The following is a 22,411-nucleotide window of genomic DNA, read 5'->3' as shown; positions in this document are numbered from 1 at the left end:
GTGGTGTGCAATGGATCTCGTGCCCGCACTCGAAGAACCACTGAAAAGCGTGCTCGGCCCACCCACCGCGAAGGTGATGGCCGAGCACCTCGGCCTGCACACCGTCGGCGACCTCCTGCACCACTACCCGCGCAGATACGAGGAGCGGGGCCAGCTCACCCACCTCGCCGACCTCCCCATGGACGAGCACGTCACGGTGGTCGCCCAGGTCGCCGACGCCCGCCTGCACACCTTCGCCTCCGCCAAGGCCCCCCGCGGCAAGGGCCAGCGCCTCGAGGTCACCATCACGGACGGCAGCGGCCGCCTCCAGCTGGTCTTCTTCGGCAACGGCGTCCACAAGCCCCACAAGGAGCTCCTGCCGGGCACCCGCGCGCTGTTCGCGGGCAAGGTCTCCGTCTTCAACCGCCGCCTCCAACTGGCCCACCCGGCCTACGAACTGCTGCGCGACCCGGGGGACACCGGCGACGCCGTCGAGACCTGGGCGGGCGCCCTCATCCCGATCTACCCCGCCACCGCCAAACTGGAGTCCTGGAAGATCGGCAAGGCGGTCCAGACGGTCCTGCCCAGCGCCCAGGAGGCCCTCGACCCCCTCCCCGACACCCTCCGCCAGGGCCGCGGCCTGGTCTCCCTCCCCGAGGCACTGCTCAAGATCCACCGCCCGCACACCAAGGCCGACATCGCCGACGCCCGCGCCCGGCTGAAGTGGGACGAGGCCTTCGTCCTCCAGGTCGCCCTCGCCCGCCGCCGCCACGCCGACGGCCAACTCCCCGCCGTCCCGCGCAGGCCCCGCCCCGACGGCCTCCTCACCGCCTTCGACGACCGCCTCCCCTTCACCCTCACCGAGGGCCAGCGGGAGGTGACCGAGGAGATCTTCGACGACCTGGCGACGGAGCACCCGATGCACCGGCTGCTCCAGGGGGAGGTCGGATCGGGCAAGACCCTGGTCGCCCTGCGCGCCATGCTCGCCGTCGTCGACGCCGGGGGACAGGCCGCCATGCTGGCCCCCACCGAGGTCCTCGCCCAGCAGCACCACCGCTCCGTCGTGGAGATGATGGGCGACCTGGCCGAGGGCGGCATGCTGGGCGGCACCGAGCACGCCACCAAGGTGGTGCTGCTCACCGGGTCGATGGGCGCGGCCGCGCGCCGGCAGGCGCTGCTCGACCTCGTCACCGGGGAGGCCGGCATCGTCATCGGCACCCATGCGCTGATCGAGGACAAGGTCGCCTTCCACGACCTGGGCCTGGTCGTCGTCGACGAACAGCACCGCTTCGGCGTCGAGCAGCGCGACGCCCTGCGCGGCAAGGGCAAGCAGCCCCCGCACCTGCTCGTCATGACCGCCACGCCCATCCCGCGCACGGTCGCCATGACCGTCTTCGGCGACCTGGAGACCTCCGTCCTCGACCAGCTCCCGGCCGGCCGTTCCCCCATCGCCAGCCATGTCGTCCCCGCCGCCGACAAGCCCCACTTCCTCTCCCGCGCCTGGGAGCGGGTCCGCGAGGAGGTGGCGGGCGGCCACCAGGCCTACGTCGTCTGCCCCCGCATCGGCGACGAGGAGGACGACCCGCGGGGGTCCAGGAAGAAGCCCGCCGAGGACGAGGACGGCAAACGCCCGCCGCTCGCCGTCCTCGACGTGGCCGACCAGCTCGCCAAGGGCCCCCTCCAGGGCCTGCGGATCGAGGTCCTGCACGGCAGGATGCCCCCCGACGACAAGGACGCCGTCATGCGCCGCTTCGCCGCCGGCGACACCGACGTCCTCGTCGCCACCACCGTCATCGAGGTCGGCGTCAACGTCCCGAACGCCACCGCGATGGTGATCATGGACGCCGACCGCTTCGGCGTCTCCCAGCTCCACCAGCTGCGCGGCCGTGTCGGACGCGGCTCGGCCCCCGGCCTGTGCCTGCTGGTCACCGAGGTGCCGGAGGCCGCCGACGCCCGGCGCCGGCTCGGCGCGGTCGCCTCCACCCTCGACGGCTTCGAGCTCTCCCGCATCGACCTCGAACAGCGCCGCGAGGGCGACGTCCTCGGCCAGGCCCAGTCCGGCGCCCGCTCCAGCCTGCGCGTCCTCGCCGTCATCGAGGACGAGGAGGTCATCGCCGAGGCCCGCCAGGAGGCCACGGCGATCGTCGCGGCCGACCCGGAGCTCGCCGCCCTCCCGGGCCTGCGCACCGCCCTGGCCGCCCTGCTGGACGAGGAGAGGGAGCAGTACCTGGAGAAGGGCTGAGAGACTGGGACAGGTCACCGCTCGGGCACCCGTCCGAGCCGCCCGAGCCGTTCGAGCACACCGAGAAGGACCCGAGATGACCCGCGTGATCGCCGGCGCAGCCGGCGGACGCCGCCTGGCCGTCCCGCCAGGCACCGGCACCCGCCCCACCTCCGACCGCGCACGCGAGGGCCTCCTCTCCACCTGGCAGTCCCTCCTCGGCGGCCCCCTGGACGGCGAACGCGTCCTCGACCTGTACGCCGGCTCGGGCGCCGTCGGCCTGGAGGCACTCTCCCGCGGTGCCGGACACGTCCTGCTTGTGGAGGCCGACGCCCGCGCCGCCCGCACCGTCCGGGAGAACGTCCGCAGCCTCGGCCTGCCCGGCGCCGAGGTCCGCGCGGGCAAGGCCCGCCAGATCATCCAGACGCCCCCGCCCGCCCCGTACGACCTGGTCTTCCTCGACCCCCCGTACGCCGTCTCCGACGACGATCTTCGGGAGATTCTGCTCACACTCCGCACCGAGGGGTGGCTCGCGCCGGAAGCCCTCGTCACCGTGGAGCGCAGCACCAGAGGCGGCGCTTTCGGCTGGCCGGACGGCTTCGAGGAGATCCGGTCCCGTCGCTACGGCGAGGGAACGTTTTGGTACGGTCGCGCCGCCTCTACGTGCGAAGACGCACGATGACCGGACCGGAGAGCGAGGGATCACAAGTGCGCCGCGCCGTCTGTCCCGGGTCGTTCGACCCGATCACCAACGGACACCTCGACATCATCTCCCGCGCCTCCCGCCTCTACGACGAGGTCTACGTCGCGGTGATGATCAACAAGGCCAAGAAGGGCCTGTTCGAGATCGACGAACGGATCGACCTGATCCGCGAGGTGACCTCCGAGTACGCCAACGTCCGCGTCGAGGCCTTCCACGGTCTCCTCGTCGACTTCTGCAAGGAGCGCGAGATCCCGGCCATCGTCAAGGGCCTGCGCGCGGTCAGCGACTTCGACTACGAGCTGCAGATGGCCCAGATGAACAACGGCCTCTCGGGCGTCGAGACGCTCTTCGTGCCCACCAACCCCACCTACAGCTTCCTCTCCTCCTCTCTGGTCAAGGAGGTCGCCACCTGGGGCGGCGACGTCTCGCACCTGGTGCCCCCGGTGGTCCTGGAGGCCCTCGACAAGCGCCTGCGCGCCGACTGATGGGGCTACAGTCGTCCCGTCCGTCTCCAACACAGCTGTAGAGAGTGGCGAGCAACCGGTGGACGTGCAGAAGAAGCTCGACGAGATCGTCACGGCGGTCTCCAGCGCCCGATCCATGCCGATGTCGGCCTCGTGCGTGGTCAACCGCGCTGATCTGCTCGCCCTGCTGGAGGAGGTGCGCGCGGCCCTGCCCGACTCCCTCGCCGAGGCCCGGGAACTGATCGGCGGCCGCGAGCAGATGGTCGAGCAGGCCCGCCAGGAGGCCGAGCGGATCATCGAGACCGCGCACGCCGAACGCGGCTCCCTCATCTCCGACACCGAGATCGCCCGCCGCTCCCAGGCCGAGGCCGACCGCATCCTCGCCGAGGCCCGCACCGAGGCCGAGGAGGTCCGCGCCGAGGCCGACGACTACGTCGACTCCAAGCTCGCCAACTTCGAGGTCGTCCTCACCAAGACGCTGGGCTCCGTCGGCCGCGGCCGCGAGAAGCTCCTCGGCACGGGGTCCGGCGTCGACGAGAACGGCTACGAGGACGAGGACGCCCCCGAGCGCAGCCACGACCCCGAGACCCTGCGCCGCGACGCCGACGCCTACGTCGACGCCAAGCTGGGCGCCTTCGAGGCCGTCCTGGCCAAGACGCTGGAGGCCGTCGGCCGCGGCCGCCAGAAGCTGCACGGCCGGATCGCCACCGACGACCTCGGCGCCCTGGCCGACGACACCACGACCTACCAGCACTCCTCCGACGCGGACTACCTCGCCGACCTGGCCGCCCTCGCCGAGCAGGACACCCCGGCCGAGCAGCCGGCGCAGCACCAGCAGCAGTACGACCAGCAGGCCGCCCAGCCCCAGCCCGCGTACGGCTACCAGCAGCAGGACCCCTACGCCGGCGGCTACCAGCAGCAGACCTACGGCGGCCAGCAGGACCCCTACGGCTACCCGCAGGCCGACCCGTACGCCCCCGGCTACGCCGCGGCGGGCGGCGCCCCCTTCCAGGGCTACGACGCCCACCAGGCGCCGTACGACCCGAACCAGGCCGCTCAGCAGCCCCCGCACATCCCGCAGCAGCAGGACGGGCACGTTCCGGCGCAGGACGCCCAGGCGTACGCGCTCGACGAGACCAGCCTCTTCGACACGAGCATGATCAGCGCCGAGCAGCTGCGCGCCTACGAACAGGGCCGCGGACTGTGACGGGTGGGCCGGTGGCTCCCGACCGGCCTGGGACGGCCGGGGCGGCGGACACCCGATTGGGCTGAGAGCGAAAGCTCCAGTATCCTGGCCCTTCGGTCGCGTGTGCGCTTCGCTGACTTCGCAGACGTCCGCGATCGCCGCTGCCCGGAACACCGGAGGGCAGCACCCTCGTCAGCTCGGAAGATCGAAAGCAGGAATGGCACCCAACGCCCGCCTCGACCACCGCAACCCCCTCGTGTTCGACACGCACGAGCTGGGTCGGCGGCCAGGTGCGCTGCAGCGCCTGACCCGTACGATCGACGCCCCCCGGGACCTCGGTGTCCAGGGAGTCATCGGAGTGCCGGAAGGCGCCCCGGTGGAGCTGGAGCTCCGCCTCGAGTCGGTCATGGAAGGGGTGCTCGTCACAGGCACCGCCCGTGCACGGGCCGAGGGGGAGTGCGTAAGGTGTCTGGAGCCGCTGGAGCTCACGCTCGAAGCGGACTTCCAGGAGATGTTCTCGTACCCTGACGCCGACGACCGGGGCCGCGTGAAGGCGGAACCGGCCGACGACGCCGAGGAAGACGAGGACACGCTCTTTCTCGAGGACGGCCTGTTCGACCTCGAACCCGTGCTGCGTGATGCGGTGGTGCTCGCACTGCCGATGCAGCCGGTGTGCCAGGACGACTGCCCCGGCCTGTGCTCCGAGTGCGGAGCACGGCTCGCGGACGACCCGGACCACCACCATGACGCCGTCGACATCCGTTGGGCGGCATTGCAGGGACTCGCCGGTTCACTCGAAGACGGCGAGAAGGACGAGATGAGCGGCGGCGCGCTTCCTTCAGCGCACGCCGACGAGAAGCAGGAGAAGTAGCCGTGGCTGTTCCGAAGCGGAAGATGTCGCGCAGCAACACGCGCCACCGCCGGTCGCAGTGGAAGGCTGCGGTCCCCACCCTGGTTGCGTGCGAGCGCTGCCACGAGCCCAAGCAGCAGCACATCGCGTGCCCGTCGTGCGGCACCTACAACAAGCGCCAGGTCCTCGAGGTCTGAGCGGCTGGTGAGAGGCTTCATGTCTGACGCCAAGGCGGACTCGACCGCCAGGAAGAAGGCGGACACCACGGCCTCGTCCCACACGCTTCTGGAAGGGCGGCTCGGCTACCACGTCGAGTCCGCCCTTCTGGTGCGTGCGCTGACCCACCGCTCCTACGCGTACGAGAACGGCGGTCTGCCGACGAACGAGCGGCTGGAGTTCCTCGGGGACTCCGTGCTCGGCCTCGTCGTCACGGACACGCTGTACCGCACCCACCCCGACCTGCCCGAGGGCCAACTGGCCAAGCTGCGGGCCGCGGTGGTCAACTCGCGTGCGCTGGCGGAGGTCGGTCGCGGCCTCGACCTGGGCTCCTTCATCCGGCTGGGCCGCGGTGAAGAGGGCACGGGCGGCCGGGACAAGGCGTCCATCCTCGCCGACACCCTGGAAGCGGTGATCGGCGCGGTCTATCTCGACCAGGGCCTCGACGCGGCCTCCGAACTGGTGCACCGCCTGTTCGACCCGCTGATCGAGAAGTCCTCCAACCTCGGTGCCGGCCTGGACTGGAAGACCAGCCTCCAGGAGCTCACCGCGACCGAGGGGCTCGGCGTGCCCGAGTACCTGGTCACGGAGACCGGTCCCGACCACGAGAAGACCTTCACCGCTGCTGCCCGCGTCGGAGGCGTCTCGTACGGCACCGGCACCGGCCGCAGCAAGAAGGAGGCGGAGCAGCAGGCTGCCGAGTCCGCGTGGCGGTCCATCCGGGCCGCGGCGGACGAGCGGGCCAAGGAGGCCGACACCCTCCAGGCCGTCGACGGCAGTGCGGGCCCCGAGTCCGCCTCCGCCTGAGCCGCGGGTCCGCCCGCGGCGCACCGACGTACAGCGCGAACCGAGCGCCCGCCCCGCTCCGGGGTGGGCGCTCGGCCCGTGCGGAGCCACCCGCGCACAGAGGGAGTGACAGGGAGACCATGCCCGAGTTGCCCGAGGTCGAGGTCGTCCGGCGCGGCCTGGAGCGGTGGGTCGCCCACCGCACGGTCGCCGAGGCGGAGGTGCTGCACCCGCGCGCCGTACGCCGTCACCTCGCCGGCGCCGACGACTTCACGCACCGCCTCAAGGGCCACCGCGTCGGCGTTCCCAGCCGTCGCGGCAAGTACCTCTGGCTGCCGCTGGAGGACACCGACCGGGCGATCCTCGCCCACCTGGGCATGAGCGGTCAGCTCCTGGTGCAGCCGCAGGGGTCGCCCGACGAGAAGCACCTGCGCATCCGCGTCCGCTTCGCCGACGCCCTCGCCACCGAGCTCCGCTTCGTCGACCAGCGCACCTTCGGCGGGCTGTCGCTGCACGACACCACACCGGACGGCCTGCCCGACGTCATCTCGCACATCGCCCGCGACCCCCTCGACCCGCTGTTCGACGACGAGGCCTTCCACCGGGCGCTGCGCCGGAAGCGGACGACGATCAAGCGGGCGCTGCTCGACCAGTCCCTGATCAGCGGCGTCGGCAACATCTACGCGGACGAGGCCCTGTGGCGCTCCCGCCTCCACTACGACCGCCCGACCGCCACCCTCACCCGTCCCCGCACGGCCGAACTCCTCGGACACGTCCGGGACGTGATGAACGCCGCCCTTGCCGTCGGCGGCACCAGCTTCGACAGCCTGTACGTCAACGTCAACGGCGAGTCGGGCTACTTCGACCGGTCGCTGGACGCCTACGGGCGTGAGGACCTGCCCTGCAAGCGCTGCGGCACGCCGATGCGCCGACGTCCGTGGATGAACCGGTCCAGCTACTTCTGCCCGAAGTGTCAGAGGGCGCCGCGCGTCTCGTCGTAGCGCGAGCGGGCCGCGAGGACGTCGTCCATGCGGCTCTCCACCAGGTGGATCAGCCCGAGCAGCCGCTCGGTGACCTCGTGGCCCAGCAGGGTGAGTTCGTAGTCCACGCGGGGCGGGTTGGTCGGCTGGGCCTCACGGTGCACCAGGCCGTCGCGCTCCAGCGCGTGCAGCGTCTGGGAGAGCATCTTCTCGCTCACGCCGTCGACCCGGCGGCGCAACTCGTTGAAGCGCAGGGAGCCCTCGTGCAGCGCTCCCAGGGTGAGCGCGCCCCAGCGCCCGGTGACGTGCTCCAGCGTGCCGCGCGAGGGGCAGGCCCTGGCGAACACGTCGTACGGGAGGTCCTGCTCCTCCGTGCGCTCCTGGGTACGGGTCATGGCGCCAGCGTACGTGAGGGCAGCGCTGGCCGACAGATTGCGCTATCCAGTAGTTAGTTGCGGTAGTGCGGGGTGCGTGCGGGGCGGGGACGGTCCGGTCAGTAGCCGAAGTCCTGGGTCCACCAGGGGCCGCCGGACCCGAAGTGGACACCCACGCCCAGCGTGGTGAAGTCGCAGTTCAGTATGTTGGCGCGGTGGCCGGGGCTGTTCATCCAGGCCTCCATCACCGCCGCGGCGTCGGCCTGGCCCCGGGCTATGTTCTCGCCGCCCAGGTCGGATATGCCGGCCTTCGCCGCCCTGTCCCACGGGGTCGCCCCGTCCGGGTCGGTGTGGTCGAAGAAGCCGCGCGCGGCCATGTCCTCGCTGAAGCTCTGGGCGAGGCCGGCCAGCGCGCTGTTGGCGGAGAGGGCGCTGCACCCGACCTTGGACCGCTCCTCGTTGACCAGCTTCAGCACCTCCGCCGCCGCCTGCGCCTCCGCCGAGACCGTCACCGGGGCGCTGGTCTTCTCCGGCGCTTTCGTGGCCGTCTTCGAGGGGGTCTGCTGTGCCGTCTCCTGCGGGGTCTTCCGCGGCTCCTCCGTCGGGGCCGCCGTCGACTGCCCGGCCGACGGCGAGGCGCTCGGGGACGCCTTGGAGGCCGAGGGGGTGGGCGACGCCGAAGCCCGGGCCGAGGGCGACGCGGACCGTCCGGCGCCGCTGCCGGCGGACGCGCCGTCCCGGCCGGCCGCCAGGGAGTCGGAGGTGCCGCCCTGCTCGGAGGCGGAGTTGGTCGGCGAGTCGGCGGCCTGGACCTTGTCGGCCGAGCCGCCGCCGAACCGGTAGTTGTCGAGGCCCGGCACGGCGCCCGTTGCCACCGCGACCGTGCCGAGGGCCACGGCCGCGGACACCCCGAGCAGGCCCGTACGGACCGGCGTCACCGCCCTCTTCCTGCGGCGCCCCGGTCCCGCGCGCTCCGCGCCGTCGTCTCCCGGGCCGGACCGGCCCGGTGCGTCGCCCGGCGTGAACCCGTCCGAGGAGAGCACCGCGGTGTCGGTCGAGTCGGCCGGCGCCCGCGTGTGCGCTTCGTCCGTCGCGAAGAGGTACTCCTGGCTTCTGGCCACCGACTCGGCGTACGCCTCCGGGTTCAGGTACGGAGCGATCCCCGTCGCCGCCGCCGGGTGATCGCCGGTGTACCCGCCCTGCCGCGCGTGCCCTTCCGGGTGCGATCCGTCGGTGCGGGTGACCCCCGTGGCGCGGCCCGTGGCGGCGCGGCCGGCGGCGGAGCGTCGGTGGCGTCCCATGTCCTGGCCTTCCTCGTCCAACTGGTCTGAGCGGTCCCCCCCGCGGTCGACCCGACGCCCTGTGGCGCATGACTCCAAATGGTCAACCTGACTCACTCGATCGAGTGAGTTTCATATGAGATTCATTGGGTGGGGACGGTACCGCATGGCGCTGGGGGAGGAAGTGTCCCCAGAGACATTGCCTGGTTAGGTTGCACCCATGAGCGAGGATGTAAGGCTGGTCGCCTGGGTGCGCGGACACGTCCAGGGCGTGGGTTTCCGCTGGTTCGCGCGGGCCAAGGCGCTGGAGATCGGCGGCGTGAGTGGTTTTGCTCTCAATCTGGCCGACGGGCGCGTCCAGGTGGTGGCCGAGGGGCCGCACAAGAACGTCGAAGCGCTGCTCGATTGGCTTCAGGGTGACGACACGCCCGGGCGCGTGGACGGAGTCACCGAGATATGGGACACACCGCGCGGCGGTTACGACGGCTTCGCGATCCGCTGACGACTCGGCGCGAGGACGCCCCGGAAAAGCGGAGGGACATGCCACCGGCATCTGCCCGAAGCGGAAACGAGCAGGTTATTGCCAAGAATCGCTTGTGGTGGCAGGCTCCGCACGTAAGGATGATCGCCACGCCCCCCGGGGCCCCGCAGGAGTCGCAGCGCCGCCGTTTCCGGCCGCGCGCCCGGGGTTACCCGCCGATACGGGGCGTGATCGTGTTGACCGTCAAACTTTTTGGTGAGACGCTGAAAGCACCCCGCGCACCTAGCAGTTTGGCATGGATGAACGGCAGCACGAACAAGATTCCTGCCAAGCATCGCGGGTGCGAATCCCTCACGACCCACACCGCTTCGGTCGGTCACTCAGTGTGGAGGACCATCCATCATGGCAAAGGCGCTTCTCGGTTACGTCGGCGGCTCCGACCCGCGACTCCTCGCCGAGATGCGACGGCTCCAGCAGCGCGTCCAGGACCTGGAATCCGAGCTCGTACGGATTCAGGCCGAGAACGACGCCCTGACGGCTGCCGCTTCTCACGACAGGATCATGGAGAGCATCGACGCACACCAGGCGGAGCCTGCGCTCACCTGATCACTGCACGCTCCACAACAGCACACGCAGTGGTCGGGCGACTTTTTCAGCCGCGTCGGACCGCTTAGTTGACAGAAGTTGCAAGGGACGCTTCGGCGTCCCTTCTTTCTTTCCCCCGCGCATCCTTTCAGTCTCTTTAACGAGTGGTGTGCCCTGCGCGTTCATGGGTGAAACCGCGGGTTCATGGAGTGGGACATTCCCGGGCGGTAGAGTCCACCGCCGTGCACCTCAAGGCCCTGACCCTCCGCGGGTTCAAGTCGTTCGCCTCGGCCACCACACTCCGGTTCGAGCCGGGGATCACGTGCGTCGTCGGACCGAACGGCTCGGGCAAGTCCAACGTGGTGGACGCGCTCAGCTGGGTCATGGGCGAACAGGGCGCCAAATCCCTGCGCGGCGGCAAGATGGAGGACGTCATCTTCGCCGGCACCACCGGGCGCCCCCCGCTGGGCCGCGCCGAGGTGTCCCTGACCATCGACAACTCCGACGGCGCCCTGCCCATCGAGTACGCCGAGGTCACCATCACGCGGATCATGTTCCGCAACGGCGGCAGCGAATACCAGATCAACGGCGACACCTGCCGTCTGCTGGACATCCAGGAGCTGCTGAGCGACTCCGGCATCGGCCGTGAGATGCACGTCATCGTCGGCCAGGGCCAGCTCGACTCCGTCCTGCACGCCGACCCCATGGGCCGCCGCGCCTTCATCGAGGAGGCCGCGGGCGTCCTCAAGCACCGCAGGCGCAAGGAGAAGGCGCTCAGGAAACTGGACGCGATGCAGGCCAACCTCGCGCGCGTGCAGGACCTGACGGACGAGCTGCGGCGCCAGCTGAAGCCCCTCGGCCGGCAGGCCGCCGTCGCCCGCCGCGCCGCCGTCATCCAGGCCGACCTGCGCGACGCCCGCCTGAGACTGCTCGCCGACGATCTCGTACGGCTGCGGGAGGCACTGCGGGCGGAGGTGGCCGACGAGGCCGCGCTGAAGGAGCGCAAGGAGGCCGCCGAGCGGGAGCTGGAACAGGCCCTCCGGCGGGAGGCGCACCTGGAGGACGAGGTCCGCCGGCTGACACCCCGGCTCCAGCGCGCCCAGCAGACCTGGTACGAGCTGTCCCAGCTCGCCGAACGGGTCCGCGGCACGATCTCGCTGGCCGACGCGCGCGTGAAGAGCGCCACCTCCGCGCCGCCCGAGGAACGGCGCGGCCGGGACCCCGAGGACATGGAGCGCGAGGCCGCCCGCATCCGTGAGCAGGAGGCCGAGCTGGAGGCGGCGCTGGAGGCGGCGCAGCGGGCCCTCGAGGACACCGTCGCCCACCGCGCCGACCTGGAGCGTGAACTGGCCGTCGAGGAACGGCGCCTGAAAGACGTCGCCCGGGCCATCGCCGACCGCCGCGAAGGGCTCGCCCGGCTGCACGGCCAGGTCAACGCTGCCCGCTCCCGCGCCGCGTCCGCCCAGGCCGAGATCGGCCGCCTGGCCGCCGCCCGGGACGAGGCCCGGGAACGGGCCGCCGTCGCGCAGGAGGAGTACGAGGCCCTGAAGGCGGAGGTCGACGGCCTCGACGCCGGCGACGCCGAGCTCACCGCACAGCACGAGGCGGCGAAGCGGCAGCTCGCCGAGGCGGAGGCCGCGCTGAGCACCGCCCGCGAGGCGGCCACCGCCGCCGAACGCAGGCGCGCCGCGACCCAGGCCCGGCACGAGGCTCTCGCCCTGGGCCTGCGCCGCAAGGACGGCACGGGCGCCCTGCTCGGCGCGCGGGACCGTCTCACCGGCCTGCTCGGCCCCGCCGCGGAACTCCTCACCGTCACCCCCGGCTACGAGGTCCCCCTCGCCGCCGCCCTCGGCGCCGCCGCAGACGCCCTCGCCGTGACCACCCCGTCGGCGGCCGCGGACGCCCTCCGGCTGCTGCGCAAGCAGGACGCGGGACGGGCGGCCCTGCTGCTGGCCACGGACACACCGGACAGCACCGCCCCTCCGGCGGGCGCCGCAGCCTCCGACAGCACGGCCTCCCCGGTGGGCGCCCTCGGCTCCGGCACCGCTGCCTCTTCGGTGGGCGCCCTCGGCTCCGGCACTGCTGCCTCTTCGGTGGGCGCCCTCGGCTCCGGTACTGCTGCCTCCCCGGTGGGCGCCCTCGGCTCCGGCACCGCTGCCTCTTCGGTGGGCGCCCTCGGCTCCGGCACTGCTGCCTCTTCGGTGGGCGCCCTCGGCTCCGGCACTGCTGCCCCTCTGGTGAGCGCCCCCGGCCCCGAGGTCACTACCGGCCCCGACGCCACCGGCGGTTTCGCCACCGCCGACCCCGACACCACCGTCGGCTCCGACACCCCCGCCAGCTCCGGAACCCCCGCCGACCCCGACACCACCGCCGACCCCGACACCCCCGACACCCCCGTCGGCTCCGACACGCCCGCCGACGCCGGCGCCGCCAACGGCCCGTGCGTCACCACCGGCTCCCGCGCCCACCCCGGTGCCGCCCCCCGCCCACCCGCCGCACCCCCCTTCGCCGCCGATCTCGTCCGTGCCCCGGCCGACCTCATGCCCGCCGTACGACGTCTGCTGCGCGGAATCGTCGTCGTCGGGACGCTGGAGGACGCCGAGAACCTCGTGTACGCCCGGCCCGAGCTGACCGCCGTGACCGCGGAGGGCGACCTGCTGGGGGCGCACTTCGCGCAGGGCGGGTCCGCCGGGGCGCCGAGCCTGCTGGAGGTGCAGGCGTCGGTGGACGAGGCCGCCGCCGAGCTGGAGGAGCTCGCGGTGCGGTGCGAGGAGCTGGCCGAGGCACAACGGGCGGCGGGGGAGCGGCGCACGGAATGCGTCGGGCGCGTCGAGGAGCTCGGGCAGCGCGGGCGGGCGGCCGAGCGGGAGAAGTCGGCCGTCGCCCAGCAGCTCGGGCGGCTCGCCGGGCAGGCCCGCGGCGCCGCCGCCGGGGAGGCGGAGCGGTCCACCGCTGCCGCCGCCCGCGCGCAGGAGGCGCTCGACAGGGCCGTCGAGGAGGCCGAGGAACTGGCCGAGCGGCTGGCGGTCGCCGAGGAGATGCCCGTCGAGGAGGAACCGGACACGTCGGTGCGTGACCGGCTCGCCGCCGACGGGGCCAACGCGCGGCAGACCGAGATGGAGGCCCGGCTCCAGGTCCGTACGCACGAGGAGCGGGTCAAGGGGCTGGCCGGGCGGGCCGACGCGCTCGACCGGGGCGCGCGGGCCGAACGCGAGGCACGCGCGCGTGCCGAGCGGCGGCGGGCGCGGCTGCGGCACGAGGCCGCGGTGGCGGAGGCCGTCGCCTCCGGCGCCCGGCAGCTGCTCGCGCACATCGAGGTCTCGGTCCGCCGGGCCGACGCCGAACGCGTCGCCGCCGAGGCCGCCAAGACCCGACGGGAGCAGGAACTGGCCGCCGCCCGCGGTGCCGGGCGCGACCTCAAGGCCGAGCTCGACAAGTTGACGGATTCAGTTCACCGGGGCGAGGTACTCGGCGCCGAGAAACGGCTGCGGATCGAGCAGTTGGAGACCAAGGCGCTGGAGGAACTGGGTGTCGAACCGGCCGGGCTGGTGTCCGAGTACGGACCGCACCAACTGGTGCCGCCCTCGCCCCCCGCCGAGGGCGAGGAGCTGCCGGACGACCCCGAGCATCCGCGCAACCGGCCCACCCCCTTCGTGCGGGCCGCGCAGGAGAAGCGGCTGAGGACGGCGGAACGCGCCTACCAGCAGCTCGGCAAGGTGAACCCGCTCGCCCTGGAGGAGTTCGCCGCGCTGGAGGAACGCCACCAGTTCCTCAGCGAGCAGCTGGAGGACCTCAAGAAGACGCGCGCCGACCTGCTCCAGGTGGTGAAGGAGGTCGACGAGCGTGTCGAGCGGGTCTTCGCGGAGGCGTTCCGGGACACCGCCCGGGAGTTCGAGGGCGTGTTCGGCCGGCTCTTCCCCGGGGGAGAGGGGCGGCTGGTCCTGACCGACCCGGACAACATGCTGACCACGGGCGTCGACGTCGAGGCCCGGCCGCCGGGCAAGAAGGTCAAGCGGCTCAGCCTGCTCTCGGGTGGCGAGCGGTCGCTCACCGCCGTCGCGATGCTGGTGTCGATCTTCAAGGCGCGGCCCAGCCCGTTCTACGTGATGGACGAGGTCGAGGCCGCTCTCGACGACACCAACCTGCAACGGCTCATCCGCATCATGCAGGAGCTCCAGGAGTCCTCGCAGCTGATCGTGATCACGCACCAGAAGCGCACGATGGAGGTCGCCGACGCGCTCTACGGCGTCTCCATGCAGGGCGACGGTGTGTCGAAGGTGATCTCCCAGCGGCTCCGCTAGGTCCTGGGGCCCAGGCCGCACCGCACGGGCCGCACGCACGGGCCGCACGCACGGGCCGCACGCACCGGGCGGCCTGCGCACGAGATCAACTCTTCAAGTCTTGAACGCACCCCCCTCGCGCGTGCCGCTTTTCTCACACCCGCTCACCTATTGACTTCGAAACTTGAAGGCATACCCTCGCTTACGTTGCTTTCACCTTCAGGTAGGACCTACCTCGAAGGGCAGATCCACACCGGCGGCGTTGCCGGTGGCCCGAGGAGTACACGTGACCAGCACAGCGCAGGCACCCAAGTCAGGAGCCGGGACGGCTCACCCCGATCATCTCGGGCACGTCATCTTCATCGCCGCGGCGGCCGCGATGGGCGGCTTCCTTTTCGGCTACGACAGCTCCGTGATCAACGGCGCGGTCGAGGCCATCCGTGACCGCTACGACGTCGGCTCCGCGGCCCTGGCCCAGGTCATCGCCATCGCCCTGATCGGCTGCGCCGTCGGCGCCGCGACCGCCGGCCGCATAGCCGACCGCATCGGCCGCATCCGGTGCATGCAGATCGCCGCCGTCCTCTTCACCATCAGCGCGGTCGGCTCGGCCCTCCCGTTCGCCCTGTGGGACCTCGCCTTCTGGCGCGTCGTCGGCGGCTTCGCCATCGGCATGGCCTCGGTCATCGGCCCGGCCTACATCGCCGAGGTCGCCCCGCCCGCCTACCGCGGCCGCCTCGGCTCCTTCCAGCAGGCCGCGATCGTCGTCGGCATCGCGATCTCGCAGCTGGTCAACTGGGGCCTGCTGAACGCCGCCGGCGGTGACCAGCGCGGTGAGCTGATGGGCCTGGAGGCCTGGCAGGTCATGCTCGGCGTCATGGTCGTCCCGGCCGTCCTCTACGGCCTGCTCTCCTTCGCCATCCCCGAGTCGCCGCGCTTCCTGATCTCCGTCGGCAAGCACGAGCGCGCCCGCGAGATCCTCACCGAGGTCGAGGGCCGGAACGTCGACCTCGACGCGCGCGTCGCCGAGATCGAGCACGGTATGAAGAGCGAGCACAAGTCGAGCTTCAAGGACCTGCTCGGCGGCTCCTTCTTCTTCAAGCCGATCGTCTGGATCGGTATCGGCCTGTCGGTCTTCCAGCAGTTCGTCGGCATCAACGTCGCGTTCTACTACTCCTCGACGCTGTGGCAGTCGGTCGGCGTCGACCCGGCGGACTCGTTCTTCTACTCGTTCACCACGTCGATCATCAACATCGTCGGCACCGTGATCGCGATGATCTTCGTGGACCGCGTCGGCCGCAAGCCGCTCGCCCTGATCGGCTCCGTCGGCATGGTGATCGGCCTCGCGCTGGAGGCCTGGGCGTTCTCCTTCGACCTGGTCGACGGCAAGCTGCCGGCCACGCAGGGCTGGATCGCCCTGATCGCCGCCCACGTGTTCGTCCTCTTCTTCGCCCTGTCCTGGGGTGTGGTCGTCTGGGTCTTCCTCGGCGAGATGTTCCCGAACAAGATCCGCGCCGCCGCCCTGGGCGTGGCCGCCGCCGCGCAGTGGATCGCCAACTGGGCCATCACCGCGAGCTTCCCGTCCCTGGCCGACTGGAACCTCTCCGGCACCTACGTGATCTACACGGTCTTCGCCGCGCTCTCCATCCCGTTCGTCCTCAAGTACGTCAAGGAGACGAAGGGCAAGGCGCTGGAGGAGATGGGCTGACCGCCCTCCCCGGACCCGAGGAGACGGGGCCTCACCCCCGCTGCCCCTCTCCTCGCCCCCGTAAGGCGTACCGCCCCGGCTCGTCACCCGAGCCGGGGCGGTACGCCTTGCACGCTTCCCCCGCCCAAGACACCCCCCGTGGAGCAGGGCCCCGCCGCGGGCCGGGATGGATACTGGACGGGTTATGGAAACCGTCATCCTTGCTGTAGTCATCGCCGTGGTCGTGCTCGGCGCGATCGGCGGGCTCATCGTCGGCAGCCGGCGCAGAAAGCCGCTGCCCCCGCCGCCGCCCTCCGCCCCCGACATCACCGCGCCTCCCGCCGAGCCGCACGTCGGCGACGAGGCCGAGACGCCGCGCGACGAACCGCGCCGCACGATCGAGGAGGTGGACCTCCCGGGCGGTGGCGCTCCCACCGCCGTGGAGGAGCCTCCTGTCGTCGAGGCTCCCGGGATCGAGATCCCGGAGCCCACCGAGGGACGCCTGGTCCGCCTGCGCGCCCGCCTCTCCCGCTCCCAGAACGCCCTCGGCAAGGGCCTGCTCACGCTGCTCTCGCGCGAGCACCTCGACGAGGACACCTGGGAGGAGGTCGAGGACACCCTCCTCACCGCCGACGTCGGCGTCCAGCCCACCCAGGAGCTGGTGGAGCGGCTGCGCGAGCGGGTCAAGGTGCTCGGCACCCGCACGCCCGAGGAGCTGCGCGGCCTGCTGCGCGAGGAACTCCTCAAGCTGGTCGGCACCGACGTCGACCGCACCGTGAAGACCGAGCCCGACAACCGCAAGCCGGGCATCGTGATGGTCGTCGGCGTCAACGGCACCGGCAAGACCACCACCACCGGCAAGCTCGCCCGTGTCCTGGTCGCCGACGGCCGCACGGTCGTGCTGGGCGCCGCCGACACCTTCCGGGCCGCCGCCGCCGACCAGCTGCAGACCTGGGGCGAGCGCGTCGGCGCCCACACCGTGCGCGGGCCGGAGGCCGGCGACCCCGCCTCCGTCGCCTTCGACGCGGTGAAGGAGGGCAAGGAGATGGGGGTCGACGTGGTCCTCATCGACACCGCCGGCCGGCTGCACACCAAGACCGGGCTCATGGACGAGCTCGGCAAGGTCAAGCGCGTCGTGGAGAAGCACGCCCCGCTCGACGAGGTGCTGCTCGTCCTGGACGCCACCACCGGGCAGAACGGCCTCGTCCAGGCCCGGGTCTTCGCCGAGGTCGTCGACATCACCGGCATCGTGCTGACCAAGCTCGACGGCACGGCCAAGGGCGGCATCGTCGTCGCCGTCCAGCGCGAGCTGGGCGTGCCCGTCAAGCTGGTCGGGCTCGGCGAGGGCGCCGACGACCTGGCGCCGTTCGAGCCGGAGGCGTTCGTTGACGCCCTTGTCGGAGCGTGACCGGCCGCTGAGCGCGCCCGCCGCCGAGAAGCGCCCGCCCCCCGAGTGCAGTGGGGGCGGGCGCTTCGGCGTACGGGACGGACGTCCCAGTGCGGCGTATGCGGTGGCGGACCCGGCGCGGTGCACCGGACAGCGAGTCCGGCACGGCGTAGCGGACGGCCGGCTCAGCGCGGTGTGACGGACGGCGGGCTCGGCGCGGTGCCTACCGTGCGGCGGGCTCGGCGCGGCGCCTACCGTGCGGCGGGCTCGGCGCGGCGCCTACCGGGCGGCGGGCTCGGCACGGCGTACCGGGCGGTGGACTCCGTGTGGTGTACCGGGCGGTGGACTCAGTGCGGGGTGCGGGAGCGGTGTGCCACGTATGCCAGCGTCCCCAGCAGCAGCCGGGCCTCCGGCGGGCGGGTCGTCCCGTCCAGGGCGGGCGGACGCAGCCAGCGCACCGGACCGAGTCCGCCCCGGTCGGAGGGCGGAGCCGTCAGGTGCGCGCCCGGGCCGAGGCCGCGCAGGTCCAGGGAGCCCGGGTCGTCCCAGCCCATGCGGTAGAGCAGACCGGTGAGGTCGTGGGCGGCTCCGGGAGCGACGAGGAACTGGGCGCGGCCCTCGGGGGTCGCGGTCACCGGACCGACCGGCAGCCCCATCCGCTCCAGCCGGACCAGAGCGCGGTGCCCGGCCGGCTCGGCCACCTCGATCACGTCGAAGGCGCGCCCGACCGGCAGCATCACCGCGGCACCCGGGAACTCCGCCCACGTCCGCGTCACGTCGTCGAGCGTGGCGCCCGCCGGGACCCGCGGGGCGAACGGCAAGGGGTGCGCACCCGGCGCGCGGCAGTCGCCGCGTCCGCACGAGCAGGTGCCCGCCGTGGCGCGCGCGCCCGGCACCACGTCCCAGCCCCACAGGCCGGTGAACTCGGCGACGGCGGTGCACTCGGACGAGCGACCGCGCCTGCGCGCGCCGGAGCGGATGTCGCGAATGCCGCCGATCGTGAAGCCCATGCCCCCTCCAACGGGTCCGACGCACCGATGGTTACGTAACGGGCCCTCTCCGTCACTCTGTGTACTGACGCCCTTCCCCGTGCCGCCGGAAACAGGCAGCGCTCTGAAGCGTCGCGGGTGGTGTGGCCGGCCGTGCGCGCCCCTGGGCGCATCGCTCCGCCCGCTTTCGGCCGTCCTCTGTCAAGTGAATCGCGTACCGGCCATCGTGAGTTCATTCGAAGGGGTGGCGAATGGTGGCGATTCCGGGACCGCCATGGCTGGACGCGTGATCGTGGGACTACGTTGAGTGTGCGAGACCCGGGGGCACATGCCCCTGTGGGTATGCCGGGGGCAAGGCGGCCCTCCGTTCGAAGGGTGGCGACCGACGGACGGCGAGCGGCGATCACCGGCATTCTGATAAGGCTTGGCGCACTCGGGCGACAAGTGGTCTCAGGGATGGGGGCGTTCCAGTGAGCGGCAACGGCGGAAGCGGGACGGGTGCTGGGAGCGCTGCGCACGCTGACAGGCACCCCAACGAGCTGCTCACCTCCTGGTTCGTGCGCAGCGGCTGGTCCAAGGGCGAGCTCGCCCGCCAAGTGAACCGCCGTGCCCGCCAGTTGGGCGCCAACCACATCTCCACGGACACCTCCCGCGTCCGCCGCTGGCTGGACGGCGAGAACCCCCGCGAACCGATCCCGAAGATCCTGTCCGAGCTGTTCTCCGAGCGGTTCGGCTGTGTCGTCTCCGTCGAGGACCTCGGTCTGCGCACCATGCGGCAGACACCCGCCGCGACCGGCGTGGACCTGCCCTGGACGGGTCCGCAGACGGTGGCCCAACTCAGCGAGTTCTCGCGCAGCGACCTGATGCTGGCGCGGCGCGGCTTCCTCGGAACCTCGCTGGCCCTGTCCGCGGGCCCGTCCCTCATCGAGCCCATGCAGCGCTGGCTCGTCCCCTCCCCGCCCGCCCCGCGGGAGGACGCGGCGTCCGTCCCGACCAGCCGTGCCCGCGGCCGGCTCTCCCGGCCCGAGCTGGAGCTGCTGGAGTCCACCACCGTGATGTTCCGGCAGTGGGACGCCCAGTGCGGCGGCGGACTGCGCCGCAAGGCGGTCGTCGGACAGCTGCACGAGGTGACCGACCTCCTCCAGGAGCCCCAGCCCGAGGAGACCGCGCGCAAGCTCTTCAAGGTCGCCGCCGAGCTGGCCGAGCTGGCCGGCTGGATGTCGTACGACGTGGGGCTCCAGCCGACCGCGCAGAAGTACTTCGTGCTCGCCCTGCACGCCGCCAAGGAGGCCGGCGACAAGCCGCTCGGGTCGTACGTCCTCTCCAGCATGAGCCGCCAGATGATCCACCTCGGACGGCCCGAGGACGCCCTGGAGCTGATCCACCTCGCCCAGTACGGCAGCCGTGACTGCGCGAGCCCGCGCACCCAGTCCATGCTGTATGCGATGGAGGCCCGCGCCTACGCCAACATGGGACAGCCCGGCCGGTGCAAGCGGGCGGTCCGGATGGCCGAGGACACCTTCGCCGACGCGGAGGAGTGGGACGAGCCCGACCCCGACTGGATCCGCTTCTTCTCCGAGGCCGAACTCCACGGCGAGAACTCCCACTCCTACCGCGACCTCGCCTACGTCGCCGGACGCAGCCCCACCTACGCCTCGCTGGCCCAGCCCCTGATGCAGCGGGCCGTCGACCTGTTCGCCGAGGACCCCGACCACCAGCGGTCGTACGTGCTGAACCTGATCGGCATGGCCACCGTCCACCTGCTGCGGCGCGAGCCCGAGCAGAGCGCGGTCCTCGCCGCGCAGGCGATGAAAGAAGCCAAGAAGGTCCGCTCCGAACGCGTCAACACTCGTATCCGAAAGACCGTCGACACCGCCGTACGCGACTTCGGTGACCTCAGCGAGGTCGTCGATCTCACCGACCGGCTCGCCGTCGAGCTGCCGGAGACCGCGGAAGCGGTCTGACCCGGCGAGCGTCCCCAGAGCCCCGGCCGCGGCCGGCCCTCCCGAACTGCCCGACTCGGCTCCCCCAGCCAGGTCATCGGAAGGCCGACCGCGGCCGGTTCGCTTCCCCCGGTGAAGGTTGCGCCACGATAACGATCGTCGCGGGCGATATCCGCCAGTTCATCGACGCGTAACACACACGGTGCCTTCGTCACGGCCGCGAAACAACGAGGGGCTTCGACCGAAACCGCGCTGCGTCAATCTCATGGCGCATAACCGGCCCACCCCTCAATTGCTCAGGCTTCGCCCGCACGGGGCCGTACCTACGACGAGGAGACGCCGATGGCAGCTGCCATCACGCTTGCGGCGGACGCACCCACGCTGTCGTCCGCCAACACAGGCTTCATGCTCATCTGTTCCGCCCTGGTGATGCTCATGACACCGGCGCTGGCCTTCTTCTACGGAGGCATGGTCCGCGTCAAGAGCACCCTCAACATGCTGATGATGAGCTTCATCAGCCTGGGCATCGTCACCATCCTGTGGGTGCTGTACGGCTTCTCCCTGGCCTTCGGTACGGACTCCGGCAGCATCATCGGATGGAACTCCGACTGGGTCGGCCTCAGCAACATCGGCCTGACGGAGCTGTGGGACGGCTACACCATCCCCGTCTTCGTCTTCCTGGTCTTCCAGATGATGTTCGCGATCCTCACGCCCGCCCTGATCAGCGGCGCCCTCGCGGACCGGGTGAAGTTCAGCGCCTGGGCGCTGTTCATCGCCCTGTGGGTCACCGTCGTCTACTTCCCCGTCGCCCACTGGGTCTGGGGCGCCGGCGGCTGGGCCTTCGAGCTCGGTGTCATCGACTTCGCCGGTGGTACGGCCGTCCACATCAACGCCGGTGCCGCCGCCCTCGGCGTCATCCTGGTCATCGGCAAGCGCGTCGGCTTCAAGAAGGACCCGATGCGCCCGCACAGCCTCCCGCTGGTCATGCTCGGCGCGGGCCTGCTGTGGTTCGGCTGGTTCGGCTTCAACGCCGGCTCGTGGCTCGGCAACGACGACGGCGTCGGCGCGCTGATGTTCGTCAACACGCAGGTCGCCACCGCCGCCGCCATGCTCGCCTGGCTCGTCTACGAGAAGATCCGCCACGGCGCGTTCACCACGCTGGGCGCCGCCTCCGGCGCGGTCGCCGGTCTGGTCGCCATCACCCCCGCGGGCGGCGCGGTCTCCCCGCTCGGCGCCATCGCCGTCGGCGCCATCGCCGGCCTGCTGTGCGCCATGGCCGTCGGCCTGAAGTACAAGTTCGGCTACGACGACTCGCTGGACGTCATCGGCGTCCACCTGGTCGGCGGTGTCGTCGGCTCCCTGCTGATCGGCTTCTTCGCCACCGGCAAGGGCCAGTCCGATGTCGCGGGCCTCTTCTACGGCGGCGGCCTGGACCAGTTCTGGAAGCAGTGCGCCGGCGTCTTCGCGGTCCTCGCCTACTCGCTGGTGGTCTCCGCGGTCCTCGCCTTCGTCCTCCACAAGACGATCGGGATGCGCGTCTCCGAGGACGAGGAAGTGGCCGGCATCGACCAGGCCGAGCACGCCGAGACCGCATACGACTTCAGTGGTGCCGGCGGCGGTGCCGCCCGCACCACGGCCGTCCCGGCCCCGGTCGCCGACACTGCGAGCAAGAAGGTGGACGCATGAAGCTCATCACCGCCGTCGTCAAGCCCCACCGGCTCGACGAGATCAAGGAGGCCCTCCAGGCCTTCGGCGTCCACGGCCTGACGGTCACCGAAGCCAGCGGTTACGGTCGTCAGCGGGGACACACCGAGGTCTACCGCGGTGCCGAGTACACCGTCGACCTGGTCCCCAAGATCCGCATCGAGGTGCTGGCCGAGGACGACGACGCCGAGCAGCTGATCGACGTCATCGTCAAGGCGGCCCGCACCGGCAAGATCGGTGACGGCAAGGTCTGGTCCCTGCCGGTCGAGACCGCCGTACGGGTCCGCACCGGCGAGCGCGGCCCGGACGCGCTCTGACC

At 71.8% G+C, this 22,411-nt stretch carries 19 protein-coding genes; 16 read left to right on the top strand and 3 right to left on the bottom strand.

The window, feature by feature from the left end:
- The first annotated feature begins 10 nt into the window (after positions 1-10).
- From recG to mutM, 8 genes are all read left to right on the top strand, one after another.
- Positions 11-2,221, top strand: coding sequence for an ATP-dependent DNA helicase RecG (gene recG / locus ACIP67_RS14770; protein WP_401691840.1), 2,211 nt, complete (start codon positions 11-13; stop codon positions 2,219-2,221).
- 76 nt (positions 2,222-2,297) lie between these two features.
- Complete coding sequence (rsmD, locus tag ACIP67_RS14765; protein WP_401691838.1) at positions 2,298-2,882, top strand: 16S rRNA (guanine(966)-N(2))-methyltransferase RsmD; 585 nt, start codon at positions 2,298-2,300, stop codon at positions 2,880-2,882.
- Between the two features lie 26 nt (positions 2,883-2,908).
- On the top strand, positions 2,909-3,388 hold the full coding sequence (gene coaD / locus ACIP67_RS14760) for a pantetheine-phosphate adenylyltransferase (RefSeq protein ID WP_401692139.1): 480 nt from the start codon (positions 2,909-2,911) through the stop codon (positions 3,386-3,388).
- A 58-nt stretch (positions 3,389-3,446) separates the two neighbouring features.
- The gene (locus tag ACIP67_RS14755; protein ID WP_401691836.1) at positions 3,447-4,574 is read left to right on the top strand and encodes an ATP synthase F0 subunit B; all 1,128 of its coding nucleotides are present in this window, start codon (positions 3,447-3,449) and stop codon (positions 4,572-4,574) included.
- Positions 4,575-4,770: 196 nt separating this feature from the next.
- Positions 4,771-5,424: a YceD family protein gene (locus tag ACIP67_RS14750; protein WP_401691834.1), complete on the top strand. Its 654-nt coding sequence runs from the start codon at positions 4,771-4,773 to the stop codon at positions 5,422-5,424.
- Positions 5,425-5,426: 2 nt separating this feature from the next.
- Complete coding sequence (gene rpmF / locus ACIP67_RS14745) at positions 5,427-5,600, top strand: 50S ribosomal protein L32 (protein WP_003951102.1); 174 nt, start codon at positions 5,427-5,429, stop codon at positions 5,598-5,600.
- Positions 5,601-5,607: 7 nt separating this feature from the next.
- Entirely contained in the window at positions 5,608-6,426 is an 819-nt protein-coding gene (rnc, locus tag ACIP67_RS14740) for a ribonuclease III (RefSeq protein WP_401691831.1), read from the top strand.
- 119 nt (positions 6,427-6,545) lie between these two features.
- Positions 6,546-7,406 carry a bifunctional DNA-formamidopyrimidine glycosylase/DNA-(apurinic or apyrimidinic site) lyase gene (gene mutM, locus ACIP67_RS14735; protein ID WP_401691828.1) on the top strand — a complete coding sequence of 287 codons (861 nt, stop codon included), beginning with the start codon at positions 6,546-6,548 and terminating at the stop codon, positions 7,404-7,406.
- Here the strand turns inward: mutM and ACIP67_RS14730 are convergent.
- Positions 7,379-7,780 carry a winged helix-turn-helix transcriptional regulator gene (locus ACIP67_RS14730; protein ID WP_401691826.1) on the bottom strand — a complete coding sequence of 134 codons (402 nt, stop codon included), beginning with the start codon at positions 7,778-7,780 and terminating at the stop codon, positions 7,379-7,381. The genes mutM and ACIP67_RS14730 overlap by 28 nt on opposite strands.
- A gap of 98 nt (positions 7,781-7,878) precedes the next feature.
- Positions 7,879-9,060, bottom strand: coding sequence for a CAP domain-containing protein (locus ACIP67_RS14725; protein ID WP_401691824.1), 1,182 nt, complete (start codon positions 9,058-9,060; stop codon positions 7,879-7,881).
- Between the two features lie 199 nt (positions 9,061-9,259).
- Here ACIP67_RS14725 and ACIP67_RS14720 point away from each other — a divergent pair, with 199 nt between their 5' ends.
- The 5 genes from ACIP67_RS14720 to ftsY all read left to right on the top strand — a co-directional run bounded on the left by ACIP67_RS14720 (position 9,260) and on the right by ftsY (position 17,477).
- Positions 9,260-9,541 (top strand): acylphosphatase, encoded by a 282-nt coding sequence (locus ACIP67_RS14720; protein ID WP_401691821.1) that lies wholly within the window; start codon positions 9,260-9,262, stop codon positions 9,539-9,541.
- Positions 9,542-9,922: 381 nt separating this feature from the next.
- Complete coding sequence (locus ACIP67_RS14715) at positions 9,923-10,126, top strand: hypothetical protein (RefSeq protein ID WP_058922942.1); 204 nt, start codon at positions 9,923-9,925, stop codon at positions 10,124-10,126.
- Positions 10,127-10,347: 221 nt separating this feature from the next.
- On the top strand, positions 10,348-14,406 hold the full coding sequence (locus tag ACIP67_RS14710; RefSeq protein ID WP_401691817.1) for an AAA family ATPase: 4,059 nt from the start codon (positions 10,348-10,350) through the stop codon (positions 14,404-14,406).
- Positions 14,407-14,671: 265 nt separating this feature from the next.
- Positions 14,672-16,090, top strand: a complete 1,419-nt coding sequence (locus ACIP67_RS14705; protein WP_401691815.1) for a sugar porter family MFS transporter — start codon at positions 14,672-14,674, stop codon at positions 16,088-16,090.
- 184 nt (positions 16,091-16,274) lie between these two features.
- Positions 16,275-17,477, top strand: coding sequence for a signal recognition particle-docking protein FtsY (ftsY, locus tag ACIP67_RS14700; RefSeq protein ID WP_401691813.1), 1,203 nt, complete (start codon positions 16,275-16,277; stop codon positions 17,475-17,477).
- A gap of 326 nt (positions 17,478-17,803) precedes the next feature.
- Here ftsY and ACIP67_RS14695 read toward each other — a convergent pair whose 3' ends face one another.
- Positions 17,804-18,466: a bifunctional DNA primase/polymerase gene (locus ACIP67_RS14695; RefSeq protein WP_401691811.1), complete on the bottom strand. Its 663-nt coding sequence runs from the start codon at positions 18,464-18,466 to the stop codon at positions 17,804-17,806.
- A 449-nt stretch (positions 18,467-18,915) separates the two neighbouring features.
- Here ACIP67_RS14695 and ACIP67_RS14690 point away from each other — a divergent pair, with 449 nt between their 5' ends.
- The 3 genes from ACIP67_RS14690 to ACIP67_RS14680 all read left to right on the top strand — a co-directional run bounded on the left by ACIP67_RS14690 (position 18,916) and on the right by ACIP67_RS14680 (position 22,409).
- Positions 18,916-20,409: a hypothetical protein gene (locus tag ACIP67_RS14690; RefSeq protein ID WP_401691809.1), complete on the top strand. Its 1,494-nt coding sequence runs from the start codon at positions 18,916-18,918 to the stop codon at positions 20,407-20,409.
- Between the two features lie 321 nt (positions 20,410-20,730).
- Positions 20,731-22,074, top strand: a complete 1,344-nt coding sequence (locus ACIP67_RS14685) for an ammonium transporter (protein ID WP_401691807.1) — start codon at positions 20,731-20,733, stop codon at positions 22,072-22,074.
- Positions 22,071-22,409: a P-II family nitrogen regulator gene (locus tag ACIP67_RS14680; RefSeq protein ID WP_003997576.1), complete on the top strand. Its 339-nt coding sequence runs from the start codon at positions 22,071-22,073 to the stop codon at positions 22,407-22,409. The genes ACIP67_RS14685 and ACIP67_RS14680 overlap by 4 nt, the downstream gene beginning before the upstream one ends.
- Positions 22,410-22,411 lie beyond the last annotated feature (2 nt).

It is taken from the genome of Streptomyces sp. NPDC088812 (assembly GCF_044750285.1).
Lineage (GTDB): Bacteria > Actinomycetota > Actinomycetes > Streptomycetales > Streptomycetaceae > Streptomyces.
Note: the sequence above shows the minus strand (reverse complement) of the source record. Positions and strands in the feature narration are given on the sequence as shown.

What these genes read in the sequence shown, in the direction of transcription:
- recG (WP_401691840.1), top strand. Translation starts at nt 11, where the DNA reads ATGGATCTCGTGCCCGCACTCGAAGAACCACTGAAAAGCGTGCTCGGC.
- rsmD (WP_401691838.1), top strand. Translation starts at nt 2,298, where the DNA reads ATGACCCGCGTGATCGCCGGCGCAGCCGGCGGACGCCGCCTGGCCGTC.
- ACIP67_RS14750 (WP_401691834.1), top strand. Translation starts at nt 4,771, where the DNA reads ATGGCACCCAACGCCCGCCTCGACCACCGCAACCCCCTCGTGTTCGAC.
- mutM (WP_401691828.1), top strand. Translation starts at nt 6,546, where the DNA reads ATGCCCGAGTTGCCCGAGGTCGAGGTCGTCCGGCGCGGCCTGGAGCGG.
- ACIP67_RS14730 (WP_401691826.1), bottom strand. Translation starts at nt 7,780, where the DNA reads ATGACCCGTACCCAGGAGCGCACGGAGGAGCAGGACCTCCCGTACGAC.
- ACIP67_RS14725 (WP_401691824.1), bottom strand. Translation starts at nt 9,060, where the DNA reads ATGGGACGCCACCGACGCTCCGCCGCCGGCCGCGCCGCCACGGGCCGC.
- ACIP67_RS14720 (WP_401691821.1), top strand. Translation starts at nt 9,260, where the DNA reads ATGAGCGAGGATGTAAGGCTGGTCGCCTGGGTGCGCGGACACGTCCAG.
- ACIP67_RS14715 (WP_058922942.1), top strand. Translation starts at nt 9,923, where the DNA reads ATGGCAAAGGCGCTTCTCGGTTACGTCGGCGGCTCCGACCCGCGACTC.
- ftsY (WP_401691813.1), top strand. Translation starts at nt 16,275, where the DNA reads ATGGAAACCGTCATCCTTGCTGTAGTCATCGCCGTGGTCGTGCTCGGC.
- ACIP67_RS14695 (WP_401691811.1), bottom strand. Translation starts at nt 18,466, where the DNA reads ATGGGCTTCACGATCGGCGGCATTCGCGACATCCGCTCCGGCGCGCGC.
- ACIP67_RS14685 (WP_401691807.1), top strand. Translation starts at nt 20,731, where the DNA reads ATGGCAGCTGCCATCACGCTTGCGGCGGACGCACCCACGCTGTCGTCC.
- ACIP67_RS14680 (WP_003997576.1), top strand. Translation starts at nt 22,071, where the DNA reads ATGAAGCTCATCACCGCCGTCGTCAAGCCCCACCGGCTCGACGAGATC.